11 protein-coding genes and 2 pseudogenes are annotated in these 14,706 nt (G+C 42.8%); 2 read left to right on the top strand and 11 right to left on the bottom strand.

Features of this window, described 5'->3' with window-relative positions; genetic code table 11:
• Positions 1 to 85: 85 nt before the first annotated feature.
• The 8 genes from IMZ31_RS20940 to IMZ31_RS20905 all read right to left on the bottom strand — a co-directional run bounded on the left by IMZ31_RS20940 (position 86) and on the right by IMZ31_RS20905 (position 7,865).
• Positions 86 to 1,951 (bottom strand): VirB4-like conjugal transfer ATPase, CD1110 family, encoded by a 1,866-nt coding sequence (locus IMZ31_RS20940; RefSeq protein ID WP_207531477.1) that lies wholly within the window; start codon positions 1,949 to 1,951, stop codon positions 86 to 88.
• Positions 1,941 to 2,765: a TraC-like domain-containing protein gene (locus IMZ31_RS20935; protein WP_207531476.1), complete on the bottom strand. Its 825-nt coding sequence runs from the start codon at positions 2,763 to 2,765 to the stop codon at positions 1,941 to 1,943. The genes IMZ31_RS20940 and IMZ31_RS20935 overlap by 11 nt, the downstream gene beginning before the upstream one ends.
• On the bottom strand, positions 2,758 to 3,108 hold the full coding sequence (locus IMZ31_RS20930; RefSeq protein ID WP_207531475.1) for a hypothetical protein: 351 nt from the start codon (positions 3,106 to 3,108) through the stop codon (positions 2,758 to 2,760). The genes IMZ31_RS20935 and IMZ31_RS20930 overlap by 8 nt, the downstream gene beginning before the upstream one ends.
• Before the next feature lie 26 nt (positions 3,109 to 3,134).
• A complete protein-coding gene (locus IMZ31_RS20925) occupies positions 3,135 to 5,474 on the bottom strand; it encodes a TrbL/VirB6 family protein (protein ID WP_207531474.1) in 2,340 nt (779 codons plus the stop codon).
• A 13-nt stretch (positions 5,475 to 5,487) separates the two neighbouring features.
• Positions 5,488 to 5,925 (bottom strand): hypothetical protein, encoded by a 438-nt coding sequence (locus tag IMZ31_RS20920; RefSeq protein WP_207531473.1) that lies wholly within the window; start codon positions 5,923 to 5,925, stop codon positions 5,488 to 5,490.
• Positions 5,926 to 5,944: 19 nt separating this feature from the next.
• The gene (locus IMZ31_RS20915) at positions 5,945 to 6,400 is read right to left on the bottom strand and encodes an Mbov_0395 family pilin-like conjugal transfer protein (RefSeq protein WP_207531472.1); all 456 of its coding nucleotides are present in this window, start codon (positions 6,398 to 6,400) and stop codon (positions 5,945 to 5,947) included.
• 76 nt (positions 6,401 to 6,476) lie between these two features.
• The gene (locus IMZ31_RS20910) at positions 6,477 to 6,839 is read right to left on the bottom strand and encodes a hypothetical protein (RefSeq protein WP_207531471.1); all 363 of its coding nucleotides are present in this window, start codon (positions 6,837 to 6,839) and stop codon (positions 6,477 to 6,479) included.
• A 99-nt stretch (positions 6,840 to 6,938) separates the two neighbouring features.
• Complete coding sequence (locus IMZ31_RS20905; RefSeq protein ID WP_207531470.1) at positions 6,939 to 7,865, bottom strand: hypothetical protein; 927 nt, start codon at positions 7,863 to 7,865, stop codon at positions 6,939 to 6,941.
• A 166-nt stretch (positions 7,866 to 8,031) separates the two neighbouring features.
• Between IMZ31_RS20905 and IMZ31_RS20900 the strand changes: the two genes are divergently transcribed.
• The gene (locus IMZ31_RS20900; RefSeq protein ID WP_207531469.1) at positions 8,032 to 9,405 is read left to right on the top strand and encodes a CpaE/TadZ family protein; all 1,374 of its coding nucleotides are present in this window, start codon (positions 8,032 to 8,034) and stop codon (positions 9,403 to 9,405) included.
• Between the two features lie 49 nt (positions 9,406 to 9,454).
• On the opposite strand, the gene IMZ31_RS20895 is transcribed toward IMZ31_RS20900, so the two are convergent.
• The 3 genes and pseudogenes from IMZ31_RS20895 to IMZ31_RS20885 all read right to left on the bottom strand — a co-directional run.
• The gene (locus IMZ31_RS20895; protein WP_207531468.1) at positions 9,455 to 10,138 is read right to left on the bottom strand and encodes a chemotaxis protein CheW; all 684 of its coding nucleotides are present in this window, start codon (positions 10,136 to 10,138) and stop codon (positions 9,455 to 9,457) included.
• A gap of 120 nt (positions 10,139 to 10,258) precedes the next feature.
• Positions 10,259 to 11,320 (bottom strand): annotated as a pseudogene (locus IMZ31_RS20890) (ribonucleotide-diphosphate reductase subunit alpha); the annotation flags it as partial.
• Positions 11,321 to 11,628: 308 nt separating this feature from the next.
• Positions 11,629 to 13,047 (bottom strand): annotated as a pseudogene (locus IMZ31_RS20885) (ribonucleotide reductase N-terminal alpha domain-containing protein); the annotation flags it as partial.
• 189 nt (positions 13,048 to 13,236) lie between these two features.
• Between IMZ31_RS20885 and IMZ31_RS20880 the strand changes: the two are divergent.
• Positions 13,237 to 14,508, top strand: coding sequence for a DUF8128 domain-containing protein (locus IMZ31_RS20880; RefSeq protein ID WP_207531466.1), 1,272 nt, complete (start codon positions 13,237 to 13,239; stop codon positions 14,506 to 14,508).
• Positions 14,509 to 14,706: the final 198 nt, after the last annotated feature.

The following is a 14,706-nucleotide window of genomic DNA, read 5'->3' as shown; positions in this document are numbered from 1 at the left end:
CTCACCACCTCACAATTTTCCAAATTATAACAGCGGGCATCTTAAAGTCCATAAAAAAAGACCAGAACCTTATGGGTATCTGGTCTTACAGCTCACCGTTTTCAATCATCGCTTTCAATTCCTCGAACTGAGCAATATCATTTGGATCTGTGCTGCATATAATATGTTCAAACTCATGACTTACCACCTGAACAGCCGTATGATTATCCCCTGCGAATATAAGAGCTTCTCCTCGGTCTGCTGTTGTGAGCATTCCAATTTCATTACCTGATAATCCAAGCATCTCCCCTACATACTTCACATCATTCGAGTGTTGTTGAAGAAGAATCTGCATGGAGGTGTTCCCGACAATCCCCTCTCCACCGTTCTCGAAGAAGTCCCTTGCCTGCTGGCTTAAAATGCTAAGGCCACAGTTAAATTTTCGGGCAGTCTTCGCAACTCGGATTACATAGGAAGCACTTTGCTCGTTCTGCATGAGCATCCAGGCTTCATCGACCACAAGCAAGCGTCGCCTGTTGTCGCCACTTTTTACCTTATTCCATATAAATTCGAGCACGATAAACATGGAAAGGTCAGAGAGTTCTCTTTCCATATCTTTAATATCGAAGACCAGGAAGTTCGAATCTGTGTTCACGTTCGTTTCTCCGTTGAACAAACTAAGAAATCCGTTTATGTAAGGGTGCAGCTCTTCACAGATTTCAACACCGATTTCATCCTTACGCAACTTTTTATCAAGGTCTGTGAGCGTTGGCATTCGTTTCTTCTTACCAGAAAGGGTGAACCGCTCCCCGTCTACAAACTCATCGGTTTTTAAGCTGGTTTTGTCTCTTGTGATATTATAATCCGCATAGGTTTCTTCCAGTGCGTGTAACACAACTTTCCTTTCTTTTGCATTAAACTCTCGCCCAATCATAACTTCTAAAATGGCATATACATCCAGGATTTTTTGAGTTAGAAAGTTTTGCCCATTCTCTTCTTCACCGACAAACTGAAGATCAAGCGGATTGATCCGATGTGGTGAGTTCGATGATAGTTTAATATTCTGACCACCAATCGCATCTGCAATTCTTCCATATTCTCCCTGGGGGTCCAAGATAAGTATGTCTGTCCCGAGGGCCATGCTTCGTATGGCTTCAAGTTTGACAAAATAACTTTTCCCGCTTCCGCTTGTCCCAAGGGTGAGAGAATTGTAGTTTTTGAGTTTAAAACGATCAAACAGAACAAGTGATTGATTAATCATATTCAATCCATACAGGATTGGTGTTCCGTCTGTATCCGTTAACTCGGCCGAAACGATCGGAAAGCAGGTGGCCAAAGAAGATGTATCAAAATTCCTGCGGTAACGAAGACGATCATCCGATACAGGCAAAACCGAATGAAACCCCTGTGTTTGCTGATACATGGCGTGACGAGTTGTCATACCGATCCCGCCACAAAGGGTCTCGATCTCATCCGTTAATGAATCAAGCTCATCTTCTGATTTTCCAGCAATACTGATATAAATCGTTTGGTAATACAGCTTCTCCATTCCCTTTTGGATGGAGTCCCTTAATGTCATCGCATCCTCCAAAGCTGTTTCGATCGCAACATCAGAAAGCTTCCCGCGTTCCTGATCCATTCGTTGAGTGGATATGTATTGACCGATTTTCCGATTCAGGGTCTTAATAACACGTGTTGTCGGAAGGGGCTCTATGTGGGAAGAGATATCAATGTTAGCTGTATAAGAGTACAGCCGATTGAGCCAGCCGATATGAACGGTTCTCGGATACCCTGTCACAATTAACGTCCTGAGAAAACGATTTCCAACTTTAATGTGGTTCACATCATTTTCAATCGCATCTGGTGCAATCAAATCACTTACTCGCAGTTGCCCGCGATCTAAAATATCTCGTTTCCGCGTATCAAACTCATGGCTTCCTCCCTCATTGACTTTTGATAAATCAAATTTCATTGTTCACCCCTCCCTTTGCACGTTGACCGCTTTTAACACGTATAGTGGTGTAATCTTCTAGCTTTTTATTTTTGAATGATTGGATGACAGATCGGTCTTTGTTGTAAGACGTATAAAACAACTCCAGTACTTCTTGGTCGTTTAAAATAACAGGATTTATTTGAAACCTTCGGAACGCTCGTTCAATCATGGTACCTCTTAAGAACAGCTGTTTTTTCGCTCGTTCAAACCGTTTCTCTTCATCGTAGACACTGTTTGACTGAGCCGTTTCTTTTTTTCCTTTTTTGTTCTTTTCTTTGGCATATGTACGGTTCGCCATCTCTTTTTCCTCATCATAGGGAATGACTAGGTAAAACTTCTTGGTTAAAACAGAACGCTCACGAATCAGGTCAACCAGAAATTCAGAGTAGTATTCCAACTGTTTTTCAAGCAACGGATTTTTGGCATTCGATTTATGGGTGTCCAACGTGTCCAGGTACTCAGACACGTCCACCACTCGGGACTGTTGCAAATACTGAAAAGGAAATTCGATAGCATTCAACACCTGTCGATACCTTTCCAGGATCCCCTCTTTTTCTTCGGGTTCCATTAGATCAATATTCAATGAAGGCAATTCTACAATAAGACGGTACCCGCCATTTTTGAGCTTCACCACACCACTTCTGATGTAATCAATGGCCAGGTGATCCTGAGTTGTTGGAATAAGCTGATTGGGACTTGTCGAATCATGATCCCGCCCTTTCCACCATTTATATGCTATGAAACCTGCTCCCCCAACGATGGCGAGCAGAATTCCGATTAAGATATCACTCATCTCCCTCCTCCTCCTCCTCATCGATTAAAATTTGGATGTCTCCTGTCTCATCATCTAGCATGTTTTCTTTTCGATAGACTAATAATCTCGGTGTTGCAATAAACATCAAATAAACCAGACCAAATTCATAAATTGGAATGTTATATTTCTTTTTATACATTAAATAAGCACATCCAGCAGCAATGAATACATCCAACACCAATGCCAATATAATGTTCATGCCGCTTGCAAGGAGGAGCATCCCGATCAGGGTGCCCGCTCCTAAAATAGCAGCTTGAGACATTGTGAAATTTCCAATTCGGTCTTGCTGGTTCATTTCTTGCGGAACCGTATACTCATACATGTTTTTCACCCCTCTTTTTTAAGTGCTTACGCTATTTCTGGCGGTCGTTTGTTGATTTTCTTTTTGTGTCGTTCAATCGATTTCTTAACAGCCACGTCTTGTTGTTCCTGAGACATTTGTTTAGGTTTTTCTTGTGGCTTGTAGCCTTCTTTCTTCGCATTTTGGTCGACCTTTTCATTGATCGCCTGTTGCCTCATGTCTGATCGGCCCTCAAATTCTCCTGTTACTCTCGATTTCGGCAACCCTCTTTCAGAGAATGTTGGCGTTTGCATATTTTGTCGTTGTTTCTTGCGGAGCAAATGCGATTGCTTTTTATTTTTATAGGCAACGGTACGCTGACTTGGCGTATAATTTGTGTTTCCAAAATGCTTGTTCTCAAGGCCTTTGGAACGAGTTTGATTGTCCTCTTTCCGCTGTTCTGATGCTTCTTGTTTTTTGTTTTGTCGATTTGTATTCCCGCCCTGTTTGTGAAGCTGGTCGTATACAGGCCCGTCCTGGTTTACTCGTTCTCGGTTGTTGAGGAAGTCCTGGATGTTTGTATGTTGCATCGGACCTTCGTCTCCTCCGCCACTAGACGCGCCGCCTCCTGGCGGGTCTGGAGGACCACTAGGCCCGCCCCCTCCACCTGGTGGTGGTCCATCAGGCGGACCGCCAGACCCAGATTTATTGCGATTTTTCAGCTCATCATTGGACTCAAGGTTCGGCCCGACGAACTTATTGAGCTCTCGTTCCTGATTTCGTCCTGAAGCTTCTGCAAATTTATTATTGGTAGCAGCGTCTCCTCTTGCTTTTTGCCTCATGGAGGTAGACGTGGCCTTCCCTTTTGTGTGGTAAGAGACGAATGTATCCAACTTGTGCTGACCTTGTTTGCTGTACTCTGCTTTGCGCGCCTCTCCCTTCGCTTTACGGGCAGCGTTCATTTCTTTTGCCGTGTTCTTCGCATGTCTCATTGCATGAACTTGTGGAGACTTACTTCCGACTTTTCGAACTCCTCCGCCGACTTTTTGACCGATTTTAGCACCAATTTGATTGGCACCTTTACCTCCCATCTCCTTACCTCTCATGCCAGCATAAGTTGCTTTTCCAGAGTTTGTTGCTTGGCCACCTACAAATTTCGCATTTTTACCCAATTGCTTAACCGCACCGCCTGCGTCACCCGCGTTAATCCCGCCGATAAACTCTTTGCTCACATCAGCTGCTGATGCGAGGAAATATATACAGGCGTAAACGAGCACAATCTGGCCCAGCCAACCAAGATCCACCATCTCGGCAAATGGTTTCATGTTTACAAGGATATACGAAACCATCACCGTTCCGAGCACCATGAACAATTGAGAGAAGATTTCACCAACCATATTTCTTACCCATTTAACAGCCATACTTGCGGTTTGCGGAAGTGCCATAAAAACAACAATGATTGGGCCAATAATAGAATAGAAGAATATGCGCAGCAATCGCATATACCACCACATGATAATTTTTAATAGTGGTGCAATAGAGAAGTACAGCATCGCAATAACAATCACTAACATAAGCAAGTTCTTGAGGAAATCTTCTCCTGTCAAGGCCGTTGCAAAGTCATGGATCGCTTTAGCGAACGTACTAGATGCGCTGCCATTACTACCGTCAAAGGTCATCGTGATATTATTTAAGTTATGTACAATGATGTTGTTGATATTGAGTACATCCTGGATCAGATACGGGAGATAATACACAAACATGAGGGAGAAAAAGACCCGAATCCCAAATGAAACAGGATTTAAATTTTGGTACCCTGTTGTATACATCACGCCATAAAATACAATAAGACCAATCGCAACAACATACGCCAGGCTTTGCATAATGGACGTCAGCTTCATCACAACAGCGTTATTTGTCAGGTTCAGCGGTTTGGTGATATTTGTGATCTGAGATACGACACTGAAATTCGCACTTTTATTTCCGTATGAAGCACACTCTGTTGAAAATAATATATCAGCGATCAATTTGATCGGAGCAGCAATGATGCTTGTCACAATTCCGAGCACTTTCCCCGATAACGATTTGCCTGCTTCCTCACTTGGTTTGGCATCCTCAATAATTTTCGGCCCATTATCACTGATCGTACAAGCGTTCTCTTCGATAAATGTTTTAGTCAAAAGCCCTTCATAAGCAATAATAGCCGAACCTTCTGGAATGCCTTGTGGGATGTTCGTCCCTTTTTGACCCACCGCATTTAATACTTCCTGACTGACCGATCTATCATCATCTCCATTTACATTAATGGCATCCTCTACGTTTCTGGCCATAGCCAAAGAAGGTGCCATGATGGGAATGAGAAGTACAATCAATAAAAGAATATGTAAACCTTTTTGAATCCTTTTCACATCATCCACCTCCTTATAAAATAAACCCTGATGACGTTGTAACGATGTTCAGGATGATAAATGCGGAACTTGCAACCAGAATTCCGATACCAGCCTGCATAATCTTTGTCTTGGCCTCTTCTATCTGATCGCTGTTTCCTCTTGAAAAGATGTAATTATACCCCGCCATGACAATCCTTAATGTTGCAAAAGCCGTCGTTGTCACAATGATCATTTTCAGGAAATAAAGTACATATTGCTTGATGTTATTGATTTTTTCGTTCGAGTTGTCTTCTGTTACAGGGAACTTACATTTCACAACAACATCCCCGCCGTTATAGTCGGATACCCAGGGAAACTGACCAATCGGACATGTTTTCGCTTCTACCTCACCCTCTCCACCGTAAGCGATGAAAAAGGTGGAGGCCAAAGCGATGACAGCTACAATGAGAAGCCGTTTCACTTTATTCATATCCTCCACCCCCTTGTCATTACATGCCACCTGCTGCATTTAAGAAGAGTTGCATGATTGTGAACGCGGCCATAACGATGAACAATCCAACGCCTGCATGCCACATTTGTGTCTTTGCTTCTTCTGATTTCTTTGGATCACCCTGTGACGTTATGTACTTAAATCCGCTATAAATAATCATACCTACGGCAAATACAATGACTAAGGTAGAAATAATTTTCACGAAACGCAGGATTTTCCCAGATAAACTGTCAGCGGCTGCCGTACATTCTGTAATGACCGTATCGGTTGCTGCTGTTTTCTCTCCTTCATCCCAGGATCCATTACCATTTCCGTCTGTTACCCATTCTCCTGTATTTTCATTTACTACGGCCGTACATGCAGCAGATACATTTGTTGCTGTTAAACTGAATACACTTACCATAAGGGCCAACGCCATGATAACCATCATAAATTTTTGCATTACATAGTTCATATGTAATCAACCTCCTTTTAAATTCTCCCAGATTTTACCACACGAATGCTAATGTCAATCAAAAATGTTTCGTTTTTTACTCGTCCCCTCTTTCTTTTTCTAAGGACTTGATCTCTTTTTGTAGTTCGTTCAATTCCAGTTTGGCGTTCAAGTCCTCTGGGAACTCTCGTAAATGCTCTTCAAAAATACTCCGTTTTTCATACAAATCGTTAAGCGCCTCTTCTATTTCTTTCAGCTCTTTCGGGCTCACAATCCGCTCATTCGCAGATTGGAGTGCAAATAAGTAAAAACCAAGAAACAAAACGGCGGCAGCAAAGTATCCAAAACCGATAAAGAACCCCATCAGAAACAATCCAACAAAAACGACGATCCCTATATAAACGGGCAACGTATGAATTTTTTCCTGATTGGAACGAACCCACTCTTTCACTGTTTTCATTGGCAACACCTCACGGGGCAATATATAGGCGGAATAGAAGTTGTCAACTTTGGGTGGTGTTTTTTTTATAAAAAAAACACAGGTCACGAGGACTTGTGTTTAACGGGTTAGCTTTATAATGATTTCTTTTATTTTTCGTTTTAATTTCTTCGGGACAGGATTCCTGAAGAAATTTTCGTTATTTCGCTTTTCTTCTATTTCTTTTTGCTGTTTCGGATTTTCTTTTCTTTCTTTTCTTGTTATTGGTTTCTTGGTCGTGTTCTTTTCTTGTTTCTTTCCTTCCTTTACTTCTGGTTGTGAAGCTGTTTTTGATTCCTCTTTAGGTTCTTCTGATTTCTGTTTGGACTCTCTTATTTTTTTGGCAACTTCCGTGACTGGATTTACATAGCCTTTTAAATGGCTGTAATCCCTTTTCGGTCGGCGTTTCTCTTCCTCTTTTTCAGGCACAGTTTCCGTTCGTTCGGAATTGCCCACATCTTGTTGTCGTTTTTCGAATTCAAAGCGATCAACAAAGGCATTTAACGCATACGTGATAGCCCCGCATGCGACAATGAACCAAATGTATTCCCAGACAAACGTATAAGCAACAGGTGAGAAAATGGCGATTAAACGATCTCCATCTTCAATACGTGACGTTCCCATGGCTCCCCAAAAGCTTACGGCCCAAAAACCGAACAGAACTCCCGTTAATGGATAAGTATTTGCAGTCTTCCACTGACGCACCCCGAAAAACAAACCGAGAGCCAAAAGAACGGAAAACGATAACCCAGCTGTCGGTTGCAACAGCACGTACAGGGCAAGAGCATAAGCGAGTGGAGCCTTTGTTCGACTGTCGTCTCCCTTATCTATGAGAACACAGGTAGACAAAATGGCATAAACAATCCCCCAAACGATCATTTGTTGCGAGAAATCTCCATATTTAACCCATGCAGGCAAAGCTAACAGGAATATCCCACCCGTTAACAATACATGCCAAACATCAACTAAGAGGATCAACAATCTTCTGTTTTCAAAAACTTTTTCCATCTCAATCGCTCCTTTAATGTGTAGTGTGTTCGCACGCATTATACTTGAATTTTCGGAGTGTCCAGCAAAAACATTCCGTTTCTTTCTTCTTCCCCTTTAAAAAAACCGTTCTAAAAGATTGAACATTCATGAATTTTGCTTACATTGTGTGAGCGAGGTGATTATTATGGATATTGTACTAGCAACAGGAGTGCCAGAACTTGATGAGGCGATAGAGGAACGGGTAAGCGGAGCCAACTTTGTCGGGTCGGCTCTATATAAGGAAGCGGTTGTTGATGTGGTCAGCCGCAGGAAACCCAATGTCCTCATTTTGTCCGAACTGTTAGACGGTGTAACACCAATGAGGGAATTAATCTTAAAAATCAGAACCCGTCATCCTGAAGTGAGGATTATATATGTGCTAAAGGATGAGAACCCGAGAGAAAAGGCGTTTTTATACCAATGGATGATCTTCGACGTATTCACGGGCTCATTCAGTGTGCCTGAATTGAAAGAATGTCTCCAAAACCCGAAAGGATTTGAGGATGTTCATTTAGAAATGGAACAGTTAAAAAAGTACCAAAAAGAAATTCCATCTTCGTCGGATGAGTCCATTGACACAATGGGCATAAAGGGAGATGGCTACGAAGCACTTTCTTCACCTGAAGCTGCAACAGATTCATTCTATCAGCAAATCGTTTCCTTTTGGTCTGTCTTAGATCAGTCTGGAAAAACATTCTCCATCACGAATACAGCCCTTGCATTAGCAGGGCGCAAAGAGCTCAAAATTTTGCTGCTTGATTTTAATATCATGAACGCAAACGTCAATCTATATTTTGACTTTATTGATCCAGACCGTAATCTTGGAGCCATTATAGAAGATGTTGAAGGAGGAAAAGAGCTGACACCTGAAACATTTGAAGATTATATTATCACCCACCCGACTTACGACAACCTGAATATCCTGCCTGGATGTATATTAAAAATGAAAAAACGGGATGATGATTTCCTCATACCCCTGTTTGACCAACTGATCACCCTCGCCGAACAAAGCAACTACTCAACGATCCTTATAGACACAGGAAGCGGATTAACAGACCTTAATACATTTATTTTGAAACGTTCTACGAAAATATTTTTACATATTTCTGAAAACCCAGGAACCTTAAATGCTCTTTACCGATTTTTCGATACAGAAGTAGGACCGTTTGTTGAGAAGAAAATCGACCCGAGTAAAATCCTCCCTATCGTTACGCAATCAAAGGAGGAATCACGAGCGAGTTTCAAACGAGGCGTCGAAACCTTATTAGAAAGAGGCGTTGGATCCATACATGAACACTTCGAAGAAGCTCTGCCTAGTGTCTACAAGGGTACCCCTCTGCTGTCCAAAAAACCAGCCGAACACATTTACGAAACGTTCATTATCATGTCTAACCTGGTCCATAAAAACATCTTTACCAATCCCATTCGTCCAGGAAACAAAAACAAACCTAAAAAAGACAACCGTAATCAAAAAGGGTACCGCAATCCTCTTTCTCACCTATTAAAAGAGAAAAAATAACAACAGCAACGCCTGTTGTTATTTTTTTGTCGCAAATTGAGAGCCTCCGCTATTGAAGGTGCCTGATCAACTCATGCATTTGAAGCAATTCCTTCATAAGATAAGAATCCTCTTCACCCCGAGCCCGTACGTTATAAATCACCATATTTAAGGTTTTAAGGCGTGTCTGTTCAATCAACCAATCCCGTCCCGATAACGAAACACCCTGAATAACAAGTCCCTGTTCCAATGAGCTTAAATCAATTCCGTAAACAGAGTCGAAAACATCTGTCAGGGACTTATGTAAAAAGGCATCTGGATTTAACACTCTTACTCCTTCCGACGGAACAACACCACATACATAACGAGGAGCACTAACAGGGGGTTCGTCGATGCATTCTTCATCCACGCTGATCACATCAAGAACGGCTTCTGTTAAAAACCCATATTTTACCCCCTCCCGCTCCACGATCACCACTCTTGAATGTACAGTTGGTTCATGTGTTCTGTCCGAGAGAATGCGATTAGGATCAATAACAGGAATGGATCCTGCTCCCCAGCTGATCACATGCAATTCCTCTCGTTTTGTTTGCACCATCGTATCAAGTTCGACCACTTCTAAAATGTCACAGGCTCGCAAAGCGCAATGTTCGTGATTGATTTGTAAGACCATATACGTCGCTTTCATTTCTACGCCTCCCTTTATTTCATCAGATTCCTCACACTGGTACCCCTTCTTTCTTTTAGCGATCACGTCCCCTCCTCCTTCTTTTCTTATTGCATCCGTTACTGATAAAGGATTGACGCATTTACTGATGCAATGAAGGTTCAGTGATAGAAGCAATAAAGAAAAAACACGAGAAGATCTCGTGTTTTATAAGTCACATTTCAATTGGGCCTGACAGTTTGAGCAAGAATTACACCCTCCCCGTTTTTCGATCACACCTTCCAAACAGGTCGGACATGTTTGTCCCACTTCAGTCCCCACATTCTTTTCTTTTGGTTGTTGATTTTCTTTTGGTCCCCCGTCTTCCTTTGTTAAGGTGAGCACCTGAGCTTCTCGGCTTCCATCTACATAAACCGTACCGCCCTTTGCTCCTCCTTCGTACAAACGTTCATACACTTTTTGTACATCCTGAACGGTATACCCTTTAGGCGCGTTTACAGTTTTAGATAAACTGGAGTCCACCCACCTCTGAATGACACACTGCGTGTCAGCATGTTCCTCAGCCGATAATTCCATCGCTGAAACAAACCAATGAGGCAATTTGTTTCGGTCCACCTCAGGATGCTTCGCCAAATACTCGTCCACGATAGGTGCGTTGACTTCGATAAACTTCCCTAAGCGGCCGCTTCTGAAATAACTGAAGCTAAAGTACGGCTCAAGACCTGTGGATACGTTCATCATTGTTCCTGTCGATCCTGTTGGTGCCACTGTTAGTAAATGAGAGTTGCGGATTCCGTGCTCCAGAATTTGTCCGCGGATTGAGGCAGGCATTTTTTTCATAAAGCCTGTTTCGGTAAAACGTCTGCGGAGTTCCACTGTTTGTTCTTTTGTCTCGCCGACCAGGAATCCAAAACTCCCCCGCTCTTTGGCAAGATCTACGGAAGCCTGATAAGCCGTCGTGGCGATTCGTTCAAACACCTGATCGACGAGCTGGTTTCCTTCTTCTGATCCGTATCGTATTTCATTGTAAATCAGCATGTCGTGAAGCCCCATGACACCAAGCCCGATCCGTCGCTCTCCTAGAGCTTGTTTTTTGTTCTCCTCAAGGAAGTACGGGGTCGAGTCAATGACATTATCCTGCATCCTAACGCCGATTTTCACGACTTTCTCCAGCAATTTCCAATTAATCTTTTTATGCTTTTTATCAACGACGGCACATAAATTTACCGCTGCCAAATTACATACACTGTATGGTGCTAAAGGTTGTTCCGCCTATTGTTAACCACAAGGGCTTTTTATCCCCTGCTTCTGGAGGTTGCCCCCATTCCCTTTTGCATGCACCTTGCTTCAGGGTACGGCTGGTTACTTCCAGCCCAGTTCAGCATAGCTTTTCGCTGTTATTTTATAAGACCGTTGCGCGAGCGTCGCAGCCTCGTGGATGGGTTATATTCTGCCTTTGCAGGTTCACCATCTATGCGTTGCCCCTGACATCCGTTTTACGGAATGCCTTCGGTTCGGATTACCTCTGTAAGGCTCCCCGCTTTATTCTGCGATGTTTAACGTGAGGCAAACTCCTTACCACACGGATTGGTCGCAACGACCTTATGCCCGTAAGCACTGGCATTCGTCATATCATTGGCATTGTCGATATAGAAAATGCCTGGTTCCGCGCTATATGTGGCACATGTGTTAATTAAATTCCACAACTCTTTAGCGGGAAGTGTCTGATATGTTTTAATACCGTACCCCATTCGCTCCCATTCGCGCACGTCGCCAACTTCAGACCACATTTCGTTGTAATCTTTCATCTCTTGTTTTGAATAGTTTTCGATATCAGGAAAACGCAAATGAAAGTCCTCGTCGTTTTTTACAGCATCCATAAAATCGTTTGTAATCGTTACGCTGATATTGGCTCCAGACAGAAATTCCTTGTTGATGACATCGTAGGTGCCCCCGTCCTCCAGAATTTGTTCTGAAGACCGAACCTGTTCCTCATCGAATCGACCATTCAAAGCCACGATTTGTTCGTGCATCCTCTTCTCGCTGTCCGTGAGGGGATTGAAGGTAAGTTTTCGTTGGATGTGCTCTTTGATAAATTCATTTTTGATGGTTCGGAGCAAATAACGCAAAATATCTGGATTTTGCATCTTGGAAACGATAAATTCTACAATATCTGGTGCCCAATCCGCCATCATAAGCATTTGGGCCCCTCTCCTTGATCCTCCCTGCTCAACAAGGTGAGTGAGCGTGGCAATATCATTTAACCAGGAGACAGAACCACTTGACCTTCCATTTACACCTCTTGCTCTGGCATGCTTCGGTCGGAGTGTTGAACCGTTTGTTCCGACACCCCCGCCTCGGCTCATGATCTCCATCACCATTTTACGGTGATCGCTGATACCTTCTCTTGAATCTTTAATAAAAGGCATAACGTAGCAATTGAAATACGTTACCTGCGTTCCAGAACCTGCTCCGTATAAGACGCGACCAGCTGGTACGAAGGCATTGGAAGCTAGAGCCTCGTAAAACAGACGTTCATCTTCTTTTCGTTTAGCCTCATTTTGCTCTGGCTCTGCCAATCCCCTTGCTACACGATGACAGATTTGTTCATAGTAGATTTCTAATGGTTTCTCAAAATCATTCATCCCTCTTTCGATAATCCCTTTCTCTGCCTCTTCATCTTTTAAAGGACCTCTGAATTCCTCTTCTACTAGAATCATAGCCTTATTTCTGGCTCTGTCGATTTGAAGAATTTTACCGAGCCCCTTTGAAGGATACTTTTCATCATCTTTGACGGTAACCACAACAAAATCCCCGTCTTTTAGCGTCATTTTCATAGAATCTTTAAAACTGTAACGGTCAAGCATAACCAAACGGGATATTCCCTCTCTTGTTTGGTGCATGTCCGCTGTGATCGGATGAACCTGAGGAAATCTTTTGATGTCGTCATTCAGACGAAATAAGTTAACGTTCATGGAGTTTGCAATCTGAAGCATGTTGAGTCCTCCTTAGAGTGGTTTTGTGTTTTCCAGATTATAGCAAACAAATGAACAAGCTTGAGTAAATTCCCTCTTTTTTTCTCTATTCTTCTTCAAGTCTCTGCTCCTGCACTTTCCTCCCCTATAACATTGACTTTCCTTTTTGCTGACCTATAATCTCACCACGAAAAAAAAGAGGTGAAGCCTATGGATTTATATGTCCTGATACCGTTAGGGGTCCTTGTCCTGACGATTATCAGTTATGTTATTTGGTACATCTACATGATGAGCCAAATGCGAGAATACAGCCAGGACGCTGTATTGTTAGAAGTCATTCTAGAAAAAGATACCGAAACCAATCATTTAAGCGTTGAACAAATGTGGTCCAGTTTTTACAGCGGGCTCTATATTCCCTGGCACAAGCGTCCGTTTAAACCACAACCTCATATCACATTTGAGATTAAATCAGAGCATACTGCATCGGACGCCAAAAAAGAAATCACGTTTAACTTCTGGGTGCCAGCTCAATACGAATCTCTCATTAAACAACGCATATTAGGCCTTTACTCAAAAGCTCAGATCAGGTCTCTCGATCCTCATACAGAAGATTACATACCAGGGCCAGAAGATCAGCTTCGAGTCATCGAAACAGCAGAACTCGGATTACGGGATGATAGCGCATTTGCCATCAAACTGTTTAAAGATTTCGAAGCCGATCCCCTTTCTTCCATCACATCAGCCATGACCCAACAAGATAATAAAGAAATTGCTGTCATTCAAATGGTTATGCGCCCCATAGCTCCTTCGTGGCTTCGTAAAGCCGAACGCACGTTGATCAAATATGAGAAAAGCGGACGCAAACCAGGGAAAGTTCCAGAATGGCTGAATTTCGTTTCCTTCTTCTTTATTGGGATCTTCAAAATTCTCCAAGGGATCCTTGATACCATGTTTGGCTCCAAAGTACCTGAATCAAAGCTTGATGTTTCAAACTCGAGCCTTGATAAAAACAAACAAAAAGAAATGCTTGAGAAAGTAACCCGTAACCCTTTTGCTTTTCAGGTTCGCATCCTTGTCGGTTCTCCTCTTGGAAGCGAAGTCGCAAAAGAAAAGGTGCGTAACATCATCGCTTCATTCAAGGAACTGGATGGACCAAACAACGGGTTTGAGAAAGAATTCATTCTTAATAAGAAAAAAACCTACCACCGTATGAAACATCGCCACTTCAGCATCACCAATCACGATGATGTGTTAACAGCTGTTGAGTTAGCTGGTTTCGCCCACCTTCCGAATAAAACAAACACGACGCCAGGCCTTAAGAAAATCCAAAGTAAACGAACCGAGGTACCGCCTGATATGGCAGAAGAAAACGCATTTGCCTACGCCATGGACATGCACGGGAACGAACGCCGTGTTGGGCTTGATCTAAATGGTAGAATGCGCCATGTCTATGTATCAGGTATGACAGGGGTTGGTAAATAAATAGATTTGCCGTCTTTGATGGAAACATCAAAGAGCACGAGTGGGGAAAATCGGTGAACCCTGAGACGGGAATACCGAGAGGGCTTCCATCAGAAGTCTTTGTAACGCGTAGAGGTTGAGCGCTAAGAGAGCAAAAATACCTCCAAGAGTCTCCGCTGCCTAAGTCTAGTTACTAGATAGGGCAAAAATGTACGCTGA

Source organism: Pontibacillus sp. ALD_SL1 (assembly GCF_017355605.1).
The sequence above is the reverse complement of the archived record's forward strand: the minus strand, read 5'-3'. Positions and strand labels throughout refer to the sequence as shown.